Source organism: Stenotrophomonas sp. PAMC25021 (genome assembly GCF_004795795.1).
In the GTDB taxonomy this organism is placed as follows: domain Bacteria; phylum Pseudomonadota; class Gammaproteobacteria; order Xanthomonadales; family Xanthomonadaceae; genus Stenotrophomonas; species Stenotrophomonas muris.
Window position 1 is genome coordinate 559,890 of the sequence record NZ_CP039255.1, and the last position, 14,625, is coordinate 574,514.

Here is a 14,625-nt window from a genome sequence, read left to right on the forward strand (position 1 = left end):
TATGCATGGACCCAGGGATCAACCCATGGCCCACCGGTGGGTGCGCACCGTTGGTGCGCACAACCGGCACCTTTGCGTTGCGCGCGAATCAAGCCGATACTCGGCGCAGGGAATCCACAGTCATTTAGCAGGAACGAAAATCGCGGACTGTGATGCATTCCTAGGTATTCTTGTCCTAATGGAATTGAACGACCCGACATGCCTCCCGAGCTGACAGCTGCCCTGGCGCTCTGCCGCAACCTGCCTTCGCCACCCGGTATTGCCCTGCGCATCATCGAACTGGCCCAGGACCCGGAAGCGGACATCGCCACCGCTGCCGACATCATCGCCATCGACATGGCGCTGAGCGCTCGCATGCTGCGCATCGCCAATTCGCCGCTTTACGCCAGCCGCCGCCGGATCGAGAACCTCGGCCAGGCGCTGACCATGCTGGGCCTGAACGCCACGATCAGCCTCGCCCTCGGCTTCACCGTCACCCAGGGCCTGACCGGCGGCACCGGCGCCGACCACGACCTGCGCCAGCGCGCGTGGAAGCGCAGCATCCTCAGCGCCCTGGCTGCCAGCCAGCTGGGCCAGGCGCGCGGCCTGCGCCGGCTGGAAGAACTGATGCTGGCCGGCCTGCTGCAGGACCTGGGCGTACTGTGCCTGGCCCAGGCCGAGTCGGAGCGCTACCTGCCGCTGCTGCGCGAGGCACGCGACAACATCGACCTGGTCGCCCGCGAACGCGAGGAACTGGGCTGCAGCCATGCCGAAGTCGGCGCGTGGGTGGCCGAGCAATGGGGCCTGCCCCGCTACCTGGTGGAGAGCATCAGCCACAGCGAGGACGAGGACGCCGCCGAATCGCCGTTCCAGGCCTGCGTGCAGCTGTCCGGCGCGGTGGCCGACATCTGGCTGGACAGCGACGCCGACGCCGCGCGTGAGCGCGCCCTGCAGCAGGTGCACGACCGCCTGGAGCTGGACAGCGCGCGCTTCGACCAGGTCCTCGCCCGCATCAGTGAAGCCCTGCCCGACATCGCCAGCCTGTTTGATGCCGGCCTCAATTCCCCGGCGCGGGTGCGCGAGCTGATCGATCACGCGCAGGAGCTGGCCACGCTGCGCAACCTGCGCGAACTGCAGGACGCCGACCAGGCACGACGCCGCGCCGACGAGTTCGAGGCGCGCGCCAAGCGCCTCGCCGACCAGGCCCATCGTGACGCGTTGACCGGCGTGCTCAACCGCCGCCAGCTGGAAGCGGTGCTGGAGCAGGAATTCCTGCGCGCCGGCCGCCAGGGCTGGCCATTGTCGGTGGCCTTCATCGACCTGGACGACTTCAAGAAGATCAACGACGCCCACGGCCACCTGACCGGCGACGAGGTACTGCGCGCCTTCGCCGGCAAGCTGCAGGGCCAGCTGCGCAACAGTGACACCGTCGCCCGCTTCGGCGGCGAGGAATTCGTCGCGCTGCTGCCAAACACCAGCGAAAGCGTGGCCCTGGACGTGATCCGCCGGGTGCTGGCCAACATCGTCGCCACGCCGATGGCCGAGCTGGAGGGCGGGCCGCTGTTCGTCACCTTCTCCGCCGGCGTGGCCACCCAGGGTGGGTACGAGCGCTTCGCCGACGTGCAGGACCTGCTGCGCGCAGCCGACGACGTGCTGTACCGCTCCAAGAACCTGGGCCGCAACCGGGTGATCGCCCGCTCGCCAGGTGCCCTCGGCCACGACGAGCTGTCGGCCACCGCTGGCGCCGAGCTGGGCTGAACGGGAAGCCCCGTTTGACCGGGGCGAACGACCGGATTCTGCGCCGCAGTGCACAAAACACTTTGGCACGACGCCGCATGCGCGTAGAATCGCCCGCGATTTCCACGCACCCGAGGTCCTCATGTCCAAGCTCGCCTATCGCCGCATCCTTCTGAAACTGTCCGGGGAGGCGCTGATGGGAGACGAGGACTACGGCATCGACCCGAAGGTCATCAATCGCCTGGCCCGCGAGGTCATCGAAGCCCAGCAGGCCGGTGCCGAAGTGGCGCTGGTGATCGGGGGCGGCAACATCTTCCGCGGCGCCGGCCTGGCCGCCGGCGGCATGGACCGGGTCACCGGCGACCAGATGGGCATGCTGGCCACGGTCATCAACGCCCTGGCCATGCAGGATGCCCTCGAGAAGCTGGGCGCCAAGGCCCGCGTGATGAGCGCGATCAAGATCAACGACGTGTGCGAGGACTACATCCGCCGCCGCGCCATCCGCCACCTGGAAAAGGGCCGCCTGGTGATCTTCGCCGCCGGCGTCGGCAGCCCGTTCTTCACCACCGATTCCGGCGCCGCCCTGCGCGCGATCGAGATCGGCGCCGATCTGCTGCTGAAGGCCACCAAGGTCGATGGCGTGTACGACAAGGACCCGAACAAGCACAGCGATGCGGTCCGCTTCGACAGCCTGAGCTACGACGAAGTGATCCGCCGCGGCCTGGAAGTGATGGACACGGCGGCCTTCGCATTGGCCCGCGACAGCGACCTGCCGATGCGCGTGTTCGACATGGGCCAGCCGGGCGAGCTGCTGAAGATCCTCAACGGCGCGAACATCGGCACCCTGGTCCAGGGCCGCGACCCGGCCTGAGCCTGAGCGCAAAGCGGCGATCGGGCCGATTCAGGCCCGGCAGCGTCCCGTATTCGCCTATAATCGCCCGATTCCAGATACATCCAGGACCGGGCGATGCTCAACGACATCAAGAACAACGCGCAGACGCGCATGGCCAAGAGCATCGACGCTCTGAAGCACACCCTCACCTCCATCCGGACCGGGCGTGCCACGCCTGCCCTGCTGGACCGCGTGACGGTCAGTGCCTATGGCAACGCCAGCACCCCGCTGAACCAGGTTGCCTCGATCTCCAACGCCGACGCGCACTCGCTGCTGGTCACGCCGTTCGACAAGGGCATGATCAAGGAGATCGAAAAGGGTCTCTACAACGCCGAGTTCACCCCGAACACCCTCGGCACCGCGATCCGCATCAACATGCCGCCGCCGACCGAAGAGCGCCGCAAGGAGCTGGCCAAGCAGGTGCAGAAGGAAGGTGAAGGCGCCAAGATCGCGATCCGCAACATCCGTCAGGACGCGAACAAGGAAATCGCCAAGCTGGTCAAGGACAAGGCGATCAGCGAAGACGAGAAGAAGCGCGGCGAAGACGACATCCAGAAGCTGACCGACGCCAACATCAAGGACGTCGACAAGGTCGTCGCCGACAAGGAAAAAGAACTGCTGTCGGTCTGAAGTCGATGCCTTCAGCCCCGCCTCCGTTACCGGCCGCCCTGCCCCGCCACATTGCCATCATCATGGATGGCAATGGGCGCTGGGCACAGCAGCGCCGTCGCCCCCGCGTGATCGGCCACCGTGCCGGCGCGCGCGCGGTCAACCGCACCATCGAGCGCTGCCTTGAACTGGGCATTCCGGCGCTGACCCTGTTCGCCTTCTCCAGCGAGAACTGGGGCCGGCCGCAGGAGGAAGTGGATGCATTGATGAAGCTGTTCCTCGGTGCGCTCGACCGCGAGGTGGACGAGCTGCACCGGCGCGGCGTGCGCGTACGCTTCATCGGCGAACGCGAGCGCTTCGGTGCCGGGCTGGTCAGCCGCATGCAGCTGGCCGAACAGCGCACCGCCGACAACACCACCCTGACCCTGTCGATCGCGGCCAGCTATGGCGGCCGCCAGGACATCGCCCGCGCCGCGCGCGCCCTGGCCGTCGAAGTGGCGGCCGGTCGCCTGTTGCCCGAGCAGATCGACGAATCGCTGCTGGGCAGCCAGGTCGCCCTTGCCGACCTGCCGCCGCCGGACCTGTTCATCCGCACCGGCGGCGACACCCGCATCAGCAACTTCCTGCTGTGGCAGCTGGCCTACACCGAGCTGTGGTTCACCGAGGCCCTGTGGCCGGACTTCGATGCCGGGCAGCTGCAGCAGGCGCTGGACGCCTATGCCGGCCGCGAGCGTCGTTTCGGCCTGACCAGCGCCCAGATTGCCGCACTGGCCACCGAGACTTCCAGCCCATGACCAAGACCCGAGTCCTCGCCGCGCTGATCATGGCGCCGGTTGCCATTGCGGCGATCCTGCTGCTGCCCACGCAATGGCTGGCCGCCGCCGCCGCTGCGGTGCTGCTGATCGGCCTGTGGGAATGGCTGAAGCTGGCCGGTATCGAAGACACCCTGGCACGCACCGTACTTCTGGTGCTGAACCTGCTGCTGATGGTGCTGCTGGTCTGGGCCGATGGCAGTACGCTGGTGCTGTTCCAGATAACCACGCTGGCCGGCGTTGCCTGGTGGCTGGCCGCGCTGGTCTGGCTGCGCTTCTTCAATTTCGGTGCACAGCCGTCGGCGCCCTCGCGCATCCTGAAGATGCTGGCCGGCACGCTTGCCATCGTGCCCGCCTGGGCCGCGCTGGTGCTGATCCATGCCGGTGGCGATCCGCCGGGCAAGCAGGGCCACCTGTGGCTGCTGGCTGCACTGGCACTGGTGTGGGCGGCCGACTCGGGCGCCTACTTCGCCGGCCGCCATTTCGGCAAGCACAAGCTGGCCCCGCGGATCAGCCCCAACAAGACCTGGGAAGGCCTGTTCGGCGGCCTGTTGGCCGGTGTCGCCGTGGCCGTCGGCCTGGGCTGGCTGGCCGGGATCGATACCGCACACCTGCCGGGCCTGCTGATCACCGCGGTCGTGGCCGTGTTCGCCTCGGTGCTGGGTGACCTGTTCGAGAGCCTCATCAAGCGCCACGCGGGCGCCAAGGATTCGGGCCACCTGATCCCGGGCCATGGCGGCGTGCTCGACCGGGTCGACGGCGTCCTCGCCGCCGTCCCGGTGTTCGCGCTGGGCAAGGAAATCTTCGGGTTCTGACCATGAATGCTGCTGCAGACCTGCGCCGGGTCGCCGTATTCGGCGCCACCGGCTCGATCGGTGCCTCCACGCTGGACGTGATCGCCCGCCACCCGCAGCGCTACCAGGCGACCGTGCTCGCCGCCGGACGCCAGGTGCAGGGGCTGCTGGCGTTGTGCCGCCAGCACAAACCCGCGCACGCGGTGATCGCCGACGAATCGCTGTTTGCCGAACTGCGTGACGGCCTGCGCGACGCCGGACTGGCCACCGAAGCCCATGCCGGCCATGCCGCGTTGGACCAGCTGGCCGCCAGCGACGCCTGCGATACCGTGGTCGCGGCCATCGTCGGCGCTGCCGGCCTGTCCTCGACCCTGGCCGCGGCCGCCGCCGGCAAGCGCATCCTGCTGGCCAACAAGGAATCGCTGGTGCTGGCCGGCGAACTGCTGACCCGTACCGCCGAACGTGCCGGTGCCGAAATCATCCCGATCGACAGCGAACACAGCGCCATCTTCCAGTGCCTGCGCTCGCGCGACGCCAGCGTCGACGGCGCCGGCGTGCGCCGGATCCTGCTGACCGCCTCCGGCGGCCCGTTCCGTGGCCGCAGCCGCGCCGAACTGGCCCAGGTCACCCCGGCCCAGGCCGTTGCCCACCCGAAGTGGTCGATGGGACCGAAGATCTCGGTCGATTCGGCGACGTTGATGAACAAGGGCCTGGAAGTCATCGAGGCCCACCACCTGTTCGGCGTGCCCGGTGAACGCATCGAAGTGCTGGTGCACCCGCAGAGCCTGGTCCATTCGCTGGTCGAGTTCGTCGACGGCTCGACCCTGGCGCAGATGGGCCTGCCGGACATGCGCACCACCCTCGCCGTTGGCCTGGGCTGGCCACAGCGCATCGAATCGGGCGTGGCCGGGCTGGACCTGCTGGCCCAGGGCCGGCTGGATTTCGAGGCCCCGGACACCGACGCCTTCCCCTGCCTGGCCCTGGCCTGGCAGGCCATGCAGGCCGGCGGCGCCGCACCGGCGGTGCTGAATGCTGCCAACGAGGAGGCGGTTTCAGCGTTTCTTCAGGGCCGGATCGGTTTCCTGACGATCCCGGCGCTGGTTGCTAACGCTCTTTCAACACTGCCGACGCAAGCAGCCGATACACTGGAGGTCCTGTTGTCCGCCGACCAGCGGGCACGCCAGCTCACCCTGAACGCCATCGACGCCGCCTGAACGACCGCCTCGCCCAGCATGACGCCGCCGCCCCTGCCCGCCACTGTGAGCCTGCATGACTGACTTCATCGGATCGGTCTGGTGGATGATTGTCAGCCTCGGGCTGCTGGTCACGTTCCACGAGTTCGGGCATTACTGGGTCGGGCGCCTGTGCGGGGTCAAGATCCTGCGTTTCTCGGTCGGCTTCGGCCGGCCGCTGTGGTCGCGCCGCGACCGGCATGGTACCGAGTTCGCCATCGCCGCCATTCCGCTGGGTGGCTACGTGAAGTTCCTCGACGAACGCGAGGTCGAAGTCCACCCGCACGAGCGCGGCCAGGCCTTCAACCACAAGACCGTCTGGCAGCGCATCGCGATCGTTGCCGCCGGCCCGATCGCCAACCTGCTGCTGTGCATCCTCCTGCTGTGGGCGATGTTCGTGATCGGCAAGCAGGACTACTCGCCCACCGTCGGCCGCGTCAGCGGCATCGCCGCCAGTGCCGGCCTGGCCAGCGGCGACCGCGTGCTGCGCGTGGACGACCGCCAGGTAGTCACCCTCGGCGAGGCCAGCATGGCACTGACCGCGGCCGCGATGGACCGCCGCGACGTGAAGCTGGAAGTGCTGGATACGGCCGACCAGGTGCGCACGCGCACGCTGCCGCTGTCGCAGCTGCCGCCGGGTTTCGATGAGCGGCGGGTGCCGATCCTGGCTGGCATGTACTGGCAGTCGTGGCTGCAGCCCGCGCTGGTCGAGTCGCTCACCACGGACTCCGTGGTGGCCGGGCAACTGCAGCCGGGCGACCTGATCGTGGCCATTGACGGCCAGCGCATCGACGGCGCCGACCAGGTGATCGGCGAGATCCAGGCGCTGGGCCGTGCCGGTGGCCCGGGCATGATCGAGGTCCTGCGTGGCGGCGAGCGCCTGGCGCTGGAAGTGACGCCACGCAAGGGCCAGGACGCCAAGGGCGGCCCCACGTGGCAGATCGGCGTTCAGTTCCCGACCAAGTTCAGCCCCCCCTATGACACCCTCCTGCGCTACGGCCCCCTGGACTCGGTCACCGTCGCGGTACGCGAAACCGGCCGCCTGGCGGCCGACTCGCTGGGCATGATGGGCCGCATCGTCACCGGCAAGGCCTCGCTTCAGAACGTTTCCGGGCCGGTCACCATCGCCCGCGTGGCCAATGTCTCGGCCAAGCGCGGCCTCGACTGGTTCCTGCAGTTCCTTGCCCTGCTGTCCCTCAGCCTGTGCATCATCAACCTGCTGCCGATCCCGATCTTGGACGGCGGCCACCTGCTGTATTACCTTATCGAGTTGGTCAAGGGCAGCCCGCTGAGCGAGCGTGCCATCGCCGCCGGCCAATACATCGGCCTGGCGTTGCTGGCCGGGCTGATGGGGTTGGCGTTCTACAACGACATCCTCGGCCTGGTCCCGCGATGAACTTTTCCATGTTGTTGCCGTCTACAGCGTCGGCATCCCGCACCAATGAAATCGACCTTCCTACCGGACGTGACATGACGCGACTCCCCAATCGCCGCCTGCTGGCCCTCGCCCTCGCCGCCGTCACCGGCGCTCCCGCCCTGGCCCAGGCAGCCGAGCCCTTCACTGTCAGCGACATCCGCGTCGATGGCCTGCAGCGCATCAGCTCGGGCACGGTATTCACCTACCTGCCGGTGGAACGTGGCGAGACGGTCACCGACAACAAGGTCGGCGAGACGATCCGCGCCCTGTACAAGACCGGCTTCTTCGAAGACGTGCAGCTGGACCGCCAGGGCACGATCCTGGTGGTGACCGTCAAGGAACGTCCGGCGATCAACAAGCTGACCGTGACCGGCAACAAGGACATCAAGTCCGACCAGCTGCTCAAGGGCCTGTCCGACATCGGCCTGACCGAGGGCGGCACCTTCGATCGCCTGAGCCTGGACCGCGTGACCCAGGAACTGCGCCGCCAGTACAACGACCGTGGCAAATACAACGTCGACATCACCCCGACGGTGAGCCCGCTGGACCGCAACCGCGTGGACATCGCCATCGCCATCAAGGAAGGCAAGGCGGCCAAGATCCGCCACGTCAACCTGGTCGGCACCGAAAAGTTCGAGAGCAAGGACATCCTGGAGACCTGGGAGTCCAAGGAGCACAACTGGGCGTCGTGGTACCGCCGTGACGACCAGTACTCCAAGGAAAAGCTGTCCGGTGACCTGGAAAAGCTCAACTCCTGGTACCTGGACCGCGGCTACGTCGATTTCAGCATCGATTCCACCCAGGTCTCGATCAGCCCCGACAAGCGCGACATGTTCCTGACCGCGGGCGTGACCGAGGGTGCGCAGTACAAGATCTCCGAGATCAAGGTCAGCGGCGACACCATCCTCCCGCAGGAGGACGTCGAGCGCATGGTGATCCAGAAGTCCGGCGACACGTTCTCGCGTGCCCTGCTGGAATTCAGCTCGGACACCATCACCAATTCGCTGTCCAACATCGGCTACGCGTTCGCCAAGGTGAACCCGATCCCGACCACCAACCGCGCCGAGCAGACCGTCGCCATCAACATGCAGGTCGTGCCCGGCCCGCGCGTGTCGGTGCGCCGCATCCTGTTCCGTGGCAATACCCGCACCTCCGATGAGGTGATGCGCCGCGAAATGCGCCAGTTCGAGAACAGCTGGTACTCGCAGGCCGCGATCGACCGCTCCAAGATCCGCCTGCAGCGCCTGGGCTACTTCGAATCGGTGGAAGTGGAGACCCCGGCCGTCAGCGGCAGCAACGACCAGGTCGACGTCGTCTACAACGTCAAGGAAACCACCTCGGGCAGCTTCGTGTTCGGCCTGGGCTACTCGCAGTCCTACGGCATGACCACCTCGGTGCAGCTCTCGCAGAACAACTTCCTTGGCGGCGGCAACCGCGTGTCGGTCGAAGCCTCGCGCAGCAGCTACCTGCAGCGCTACGGCTTCAGCTACACCAACCCGTACTTCACCGATGACGGCGTGTCGCTGGGCTATAACCTGTCCTGGCGCGAACTGGACTACTCCGACTTCAATACCGCGCAGTACAACAGCACCAATGGTTCGGCGCAGGTGGTGTTCGGCGTGCCGCTGACCGAGACCGATACCGTCTCGCTGATGTTCGGCATCGACAGCAACCAGATCACCACCTACCAGGGCTCGACCCCGCAGTCGATCATCGACTACATCAACGCGGTCGGTCAGCGCACCTTCCACGCCTGGCGCACCGAGCTGGGCTGGGCGCGCGACTCGCGCAACGACTACTTCATGCCAACGCGCGGCACCTACCAGCGCATCGGCCTGGAAACCACGCTGCCGGGTTCGACCATCGAGTACTACAAGCTGAACTACCAGATCAGCAAGTACTGGCCGATCATGCCGTCGCTGGTGATCAACACCCGCGCGGAAATCGGCTACGGCGATGCCTACGGCAACGACTACACCCGTACGCTGACCAATCCGGATGGCACCACCCGCACCGTCACCGCCAGCGGCCTGCCGTTCTTCGAGAACTTCTACGCCGGTGGCACCAACTCGGTGCGCGGCTTCGAGGACAACACCCTCGGCCCGCGCGAAGTCACCACCGGTTATCCGGAAGGCCAGCCGCTGGGTGGTTCGCTGAAGACCGTCGGTTCGGTCGAAGCCTACTTCCCGCGCCTGTTCGACAGCCCGTCGGCACGCGTGTCGGCCTTCGTCGACTTCGGCAACGTCTACAATGGCACCCAGAACTTCAAGGCCAACGAGCTGCGCGTGTCCACCGGCGTGGCCCTGCTGTGGCGCGCCCCGGTCGGCCCGATCTCGATCAGCTACGCCTTCCCGCTGAAGAAGGAAGACGATGACAAGATCGAGCGTCTGCAGTTCACCTTCGGCGGTCAGTTCTAAGAACTGACCACCGAAGGTGCGCCGCGGCTTGCTGCGCAAGCAGCGGGTCCCGACCTACCTCCTATCCCCCGCGCCATTGGCGCGCCCCCCTTAACAGAAGGGGGGCTCTCCACCAGACGGGGCGCGAAGCGCCGGGCATTGCCCGGCGTTTTCGTTTTGCAGATGACACTGCACGGCACGGGCTTTTGGCCGCGCTCGCGGGAAATTGTCCAGAGGCGGCGGGTGGCCCTGGACAGGACCGTTGGCGCCATGGATGGCGCCATCGAGCACCATGGAGGGGGTTTTGCGTGTCCTGGCCAGGGCCACCCGCCGCCTCCCGCCCGTACCAGGCAGGCGCCAAGCCCTGCCCCCGCATGACCGAAATGGCGTCACACGTTAAACTCCCGCCGTGAATACTCCCACCTACACCGCCCAGCAACTCGCCGAGCAGTTCGGCCTGCAGGTCCATGGCGACCCCGCCACCGCCATCCATGGCGTGGCCACCCTCGCCCATGCCGGCCCTGGCCAGCTGACCTTCCTTGCCAACCCGCGCTACCGCGCCCAGCTGGCCGACAGCCAGGCCTCGCTGGTGGTCCTGCGTGCCGACGACGCCGAGGCCGCCCCGGGCACTGCGCTCGTCGCCAAGGACCCGTACACCGCGTTCGCCAAGATCGCCGCGCTGTTCGACATCGCGCCGACCCGCCCGCCGGGCATCCACCCCAGCGCCGTCATCGACCCCAGCGCCCAGGTGGCCGCCAGCGCCCATATCGGCCCGTTCGTTTCGGTCGGTGCGCGCAGCGTGGTCGGCGAGAACTGCATCATCGGCACCGGCAGCGTGATCGGCGAGGACTGCAGCCTGGATGCCGGCTGTGAACTGATCGCCCGCGTGACCCTGGTCACCCGGGTCACGCTGGGCAAGCGCGTGCGCGTGCATCCCGGTGCCGTGCTCGGCGCCGACGGTTTCGGCCTGGCGATGGACGCTGGCAAGTGGATCAAGGTGCCGCAGCTCGGCGGCGTCCGCATCGGCGACGATTGCGAGATCGGCGCCAATACCTGCGTCGACCGCGGCGCGCTGGAAGACACCGTGCTGGACGAGGATGTGCGCCTGGACAACCTGGTGCAGATCGCCCACAACGTGCAGATCGGCGCGCATTCGGCCATCGCCGGCTGCACCGGCATCGCCGGCAGCGCCAAGATCGGCCGCTACTGCCTGCTTGGCGGCCACGTTGGCGTGGTCGGCCACCTCGAAATCTGTGACAAGGTCGTGATCACCGGCAAGTCGGTGGTCCGCAACTCCATCCATGAGCCAGGCGAGTACTCGTCCGGCACCCCGTTGACCGACAACCGCACGTGGCGCAAGAACGCCGCGCGCTTCAAGCAGCTGGACGCATTGGCTCGCCGCGTCCTGGCTGCTGGCAAGGAGAAAGAATGAACGATTCGCTGCAGCTTCCGATCGATGTCTGCCAGATCCAGGAACTGCTTCCGCACCGCTACCCGTTCCTGCTGGTGGACCGGGTGCTTGAACTCGACGTCGAGGCCAAGCGCATCCTGGCGCAGAAGAACGTCAGCATCAACGAGCCGTTCTTCCAGGGCCACTTCCCGGGCCGCCCGATCATGCCCGGCGTGCTGATCATCGAAGCGCTGGCGCAGGCCGGCGGCGTCATGACCCAGCTCACGCTCGGCCGCGATGCGCAGTCCAAGCTGTTCTACATGGTCAAGGTGGAAAACGCCCGCTTCAACAAGCAGGTCGTGCCCGGCGACGTGCTGATGCTGGACGTGCAGATGAAGCGCCTGATCCGCAACATGGGCTGGTACTACGGCGAAGCCAAGGTCAACGGCGAAGTCGTCGCGTCGGCCGAGGTCATGTGCGCCGGCGCCAAGGGCTGATCCACTGGAGGCAGCAATGACTGACAACGCACCGCGGATCCACCCCACCGCCGTCATCGATCCGGCCGCGCGCCTGGCCGACGATGTGCAGGTGGGCGCCTTCACCCTGATCGGCCCCGATGTTGAAATCGGCGCCGGCACGGTGGTGGGCCCCCATTGCAGCATCCACGGCCCGACCCGGATCGGCCGCGACAACCGCTTCGTCGGCCACGCCGCGATCGGTGGCGAGCCGCAGGACAAGAAGTTCGCCGGTGAGCGCACCGAACTGGTGATCGGCGACCGCAACGTGTTCCGCGAGTTCGTCACGCTCAACCGTGGCACCGGCGGCGGCGGCGGCATCACCACCATCGGCAACGACAACTGGATGCTGGCCTACACGCACGTGGCGCACGACTGCCATGTCGGCAATTTCTGCGTGTTCTCCAACAACACCACCCTGGCCGGCCACGTGACCGTGGGCGACTACGTGATCATCAGCGGCTTCGCCGGTGCCCACCAGTTCTGCCGCATCGGTGCGCATGCCTTCCTCGGCATGGGCGCGCTGACCAATGGCGATGTACCGCCGTTCACCATGGTCGGTACCGATTCGCTGGGCCGCCCGCGCGGCATCAACAGCGAAGGCCTGAAGCGCCGCGGCTTCGACGCCGACCGCATCTCGGCCATCAAGCGGGCCTACCGCACGCTGTACGTGGCCGGCCTGCCGTTGGCCGAAGCCAAGCAGCAGCTGACCGAACAGGCGCGTGACAGCAATGACGTGAAGGCCATGCTGGACTTCATCGAGCACGCCGAGAGGCCCTTGCTGCGATGAGCAGCACGACCGGCCAGGCGGCGGCCGGCGCCGCGGTGATTCCGTTGGCCTCGATGGCCGGCAGCGTTCCCGCACAGCGGGTGCTCAGCGAGCGCCCGTTGCGGATCGCGCTGGTTGCCGGCGAAGCGTCCGGCGACCTGCTCGGTGCGGGCCTGGTGCGTGAACTGAAGGCGCGCTTCCCGAATGCCGAGTTCGCCGGCATTGGCGGCGATGCCATGCGCAGCGCCGGCTGCCAGACCTGGCACGATGCCAGCGAGCTGGCGGTGATGGGCCTGACCGAAGTGCTGCGCCACCTGCCGCGGCTGCTCAAGCTGCGCTCGGCGTTCCGCCAGCGCGCCCTGGAATGGCAGCCGGACGTGTTCATCGGCATCGACGCACCCGACTTCAACCTGGGCATCGAGCGCTGGCTGAAGCAACGCGGCGTGCGCACCGTGCATTACGTCAGTCCCTCGGTCTGGGCCTGGCGCGAGAAGCGCGCCGAGAAGATCGGCAGCAGCGCGGACCTGGTGCTGTGCCTGTTCCCGATGGAACCGCCGATCTATGCCAGGCACGGCATCGACGCACGCTTCGTCGGCCACCCGATGGCCGATGACATTCCGCTGCAGGGCAACCGCGAGGAAGCCCGTGCCGCGCTCGGGCTGCCGACCTCGGCCAAGGTGCTGGCGGTGTTGCCGGGCAGCCGCCTGGGCGAGATCTCGCGCCTGGGCGAACCCTTCTTCGAAGCCGCCTGGCAGGTCTCTGAACGCATTCCGGGCCTGCATGTGGTGGTGCCTGCCGCCAACCCGGCCTGCCGGCAGCTGATCGAAGAACAGCTGTCGCGCTCGGCATTGCCGGTGGCCTACTCGCACGTGCTGGATGGCCAGGCGCGCAACGCGATGATCGCCGCCGACGTGGTGGTGCTGGCCTCCGGCACCGCGACCCTGGAAGCCATGCTGGTGAAGCGGCCGATGGTCGTCGGTTACCGCGTCAACGAACTGACCTATCGCCTGGTCAAGGCGCTGGGCCTGATCAAGGTCGACCGCTTCGCCCTGCCCAACATCCTGGCCGGCCAGGACCTGGCGCCGGAGCTGATGCAGCACGACTGCACGCCGGACAGGCTGGCCGCGGCCATCCAGCAATGGTTCGACCACCCGCAGCGGGTGATCGACCTGCAGGACACGTACGTGCGACTGCACGAGCGCCTGCGCCGCAATGCTTCGGCGCGTGCCGCCGATGCCGTCGGCGAACTGCTGATGCGCGACCAGGCGCAGGCATGAGCCGCCGTCACGCCGCAGCGGCCAGCCTGGCCCTGTTCGACGGCGCGACGGTGGTCGAGCCGGAACGCCTGGTCGCTGGCGTCGACGAGGCCGGACGTGGCCCGCTGGCCGGGCCGGTGGCGGTGGCGGCGGTGGTATTCGATCCGTCACGGCCACGCATCAACGGCCTGGACGATTCCAAGCAGTTGACGGCGGCCCGCCGCGAACAGCTGCATGACCGCATCATCGAGCGTGCCCTGGCCTGGCACGTGGTGCTGGTGGACGTGGACACCATCGACCGCCTGAACATCTACCAGGCCACCCTGCAGGGCATGCGTGACGTTGTTGCAGCGGTTGCCCATGTGGCCGGCTTCGCCCGCATCGATGGCAACGTGGTGCCCAAGGGCCTGGTGCTGCCGGCGCAGGCGCTGGTCGGCGGCGATGGCATCGACCGCGCGATCATGGCCGCCTCGATCCTGGCCAAGGTCTCGCGCGACCGTTACATGCAGGTCGTGCATACCCGCCACCCGCAGTACGGCTTCGAACAGCACAAGGGCTATGGCACCCCGGCCCACCTGGCCGCCCTGCGCGAGCACGGCCCCTGCATGGAACACCGGCGCAGCTTCGCCCCGGTGCGTGAGTGCCTGGGCCTGACGCAGGCGGCGGCCATCGCCTGAGCCTGCTGGAGTTGTAGAGCCGAGCCCATGCTCGGCTGCTGTGGACAGCCGAGCATGGGCTCGGCTCTACAGAAGGCGGCCTCCCGCACGCCTGAATCCGGCGCCACGCCGTGCCCCTGTCAAGCCTTGTGGCAACCCCCTGCCCTCGCT

The 14,625-nt window shown here is 67.6% G+C and carries 13 protein-coding genes; all 13 read left to right on the forward strand.

The genetic code is table 11. The features are described 5' to 3' along the window. Positions 1 to 198: 198 nt before the first annotated feature. The 13 genes from E5790_RS02730 (at position 199) to E5790_RS02790 (ending at position 14,475) form a co-directional block, all read left to right on the forward strand. Complete coding sequence (locus tag E5790_RS02730; protein WP_046429719.1) at positions 199 to 1,737, forward strand: GGDEF domain-containing protein; 1,539 nt, start codon at positions 199 to 201, stop codon at positions 1,735 to 1,737. Positions 1,738 to 1,858: 121 nt separating this feature from the next. After that, positions 1,859 to 2,587 (forward strand): UMP kinase, encoded by a 729-nt coding sequence (gene pyrH, locus E5790_RS02735; protein ID WP_014646500.1) that lies wholly within the window; start codon positions 1,859 to 1,861, stop codon positions 2,585 to 2,587. Between the two features lie 96 nt (positions 2,588 to 2,683). Next, positions 2,684 to 3,238, forward strand: coding sequence for a ribosome recycling factor (frr, locus tag E5790_RS02740; RefSeq protein ID WP_014646499.1), 555 nt, complete (start codon positions 2,684 to 2,686; stop codon positions 3,236 to 3,238). 5 nt (positions 3,239 to 3,243) lie between these two features. Next, the gene (uppS, locus tag E5790_RS02745; protein ID WP_032956844.1) at positions 3,244 to 4,011 is read left to right on the forward strand and encodes a polyprenyl diphosphate synthase; all 768 of its coding nucleotides are present in this window, start codon (positions 3,244 to 3,246) and stop codon (positions 4,009 to 4,011) included. After that, positions 4,008 to 4,844: a phosphatidate cytidylyltransferase gene (locus E5790_RS02750; RefSeq protein WP_014646497.1), complete on the forward strand. Its 837-nt coding sequence runs from the start codon at positions 4,008 to 4,010 to the stop codon at positions 4,842 to 4,844. Before uppS ends, E5790_RS02750 begins: the two co-directional genes overlap by 4 nt. 2 nt (positions 4,845 to 4,846) lie before the next feature. After that, a complete protein-coding gene (locus E5790_RS02755; protein WP_111206643.1) occupies positions 4,847 to 6,037 on the forward strand; it encodes a 1-deoxy-D-xylulose-5-phosphate reductoisomerase in 1,191 nt (396 codons plus the stop codon). A 55-nt stretch (positions 6,038 to 6,092) separates the two neighbouring features. Further along, the gene (gene rseP / locus E5790_RS02760; protein ID WP_049441551.1) at positions 6,093 to 7,451 is read left to right on the forward strand and encodes an RIP metalloprotease RseP; all 1,359 of its coding nucleotides are present in this window, start codon (positions 6,093 to 6,095) and stop codon (positions 7,449 to 7,451) included. 74 nt (positions 7,452 to 7,525) lie between these two features. Next, a complete protein-coding gene (gene bamA, locus E5790_RS02765; protein ID WP_049441550.1) occupies positions 7,526 to 9,889 on the forward strand; it encodes an outer membrane protein assembly factor BamA in 2,364 nt (787 codons plus the stop codon). Positions 9,890 to 10,277: 388 nt separating this feature from the next. Further along, positions 10,278 to 11,300 (forward strand): UDP-3-O-(3-hydroxymyristoyl)glucosamine N-acyltransferase, encoded by a 1,023-nt coding sequence (gene lpxD, locus E5790_RS02770; protein ID WP_014646493.1) that lies wholly within the window; start codon positions 10,278 to 10,280, stop codon positions 11,298 to 11,300. Further along, a complete protein-coding gene (fabZ, locus tag E5790_RS02775; protein ID WP_005415845.1) occupies positions 11,297 to 11,755 on the forward strand; it encodes a 3-hydroxyacyl-ACP dehydratase FabZ in 459 nt (152 codons plus the stop codon). The genes lpxD and fabZ overlap by 4 nt, the downstream gene beginning before the upstream one ends. Before the next feature lie 16 nt (positions 11,756 to 11,771). Next, complete coding sequence (gene lpxA / locus E5790_RS02780; RefSeq protein WP_014646492.1) at positions 11,772 to 12,563, forward strand: acyl-ACP--UDP-N-acetylglucosamine O-acyltransferase; 792 nt, start codon at positions 11,772 to 11,774, stop codon at positions 12,561 to 12,563. Positions 12,564 to 12,616: 53 nt separating this feature from the next. After that, the gene (gene lpxB, locus E5790_RS02785) at positions 12,617 to 13,819 is read left to right on the forward strand and encodes a lipid-A-disaccharide synthase (RefSeq protein WP_134967132.1); all 1,203 of its coding nucleotides are present in this window, start codon (positions 12,617 to 12,619) and stop codon (positions 13,817 to 13,819) included. Further along, positions 13,816 to 14,475 (forward strand): ribonuclease HII, encoded by a 660-nt coding sequence (locus E5790_RS02790; RefSeq protein ID WP_111206641.1) that lies wholly within the window; start codon positions 13,816 to 13,818, stop codon positions 14,473 to 14,475. Before lpxB ends, E5790_RS02790 begins: the two co-directional genes overlap by 4 nt. Positions 14,476 to 14,625: the final 150 nt, after the last annotated feature.

Coding starts and splice junctions, on each gene's coding strand:
- E5790_RS02730 (WP_046429719.1), top strand. CDS start 199: ATGCCTCCCGAGCTGACAGCTGCCCTGGCGCTCTGCCGCAACCTGCCT.
- pyrH (WP_014646500.1), top strand. CDS start 1,859: ATGTCCAAGCTCGCCTATCGCCGCATCCTTCTGAAACTGTCCGGGGAG.
- frr (WP_014646499.1), top strand. CDS start 2,684: ATGCTCAACGACATCAAGAACAACGCGCAGACGCGCATGGCCAAGAGC.
- uppS (WP_032956844.1), top strand. CDS start 3,244: ATGCCTTCAGCCCCGCCTCCGTTACCGGCCGCCCTGCCCCGCCACATT.
- E5790_RS02750 (WP_014646497.1), top strand. CDS start 4,008: ATGACCAAGACCCGAGTCCTCGCCGCGCTGATCATGGCGCCGGTTGCC.
- E5790_RS02755 (WP_111206643.1), top strand. CDS start 4,847: ATGAATGCTGCTGCAGACCTGCGCCGGGTCGCCGTATTCGGCGCCACC.
- rseP (WP_049441551.1), top strand. CDS start 6,093: ATGACTGACTTCATCGGATCGGTCTGGTGGATGATTGTCAGCCTCGGG.
- bamA (WP_049441550.1), top strand. CDS start 7,526: ATGACGCGACTCCCCAATCGCCGCCTGCTGGCCCTCGCCCTCGCCGCC.
- fabZ (WP_005415845.1), top strand. CDS start 11,297: ATGAACGATTCGCTGCAGCTTCCGATCGATGTCTGCCAGATCCAGGAA.
- lpxA (WP_014646492.1), top strand. CDS start 11,772: ATGACTGACAACGCACCGCGGATCCACCCCACCGCCGTCATCGATCCG.
- lpxB (WP_134967132.1), top strand. CDS start 12,617: ATGGCCGGCAGCGTTCCCGCACAGCGGGTGCTCAGCGAGCGCCCGTTG.
- E5790_RS02790 (WP_111206641.1), top strand. CDS start 13,816: ATGAGCCGCCGTCACGCCGCAGCGGCCAGCCTGGCCCTGTTCGACGGC.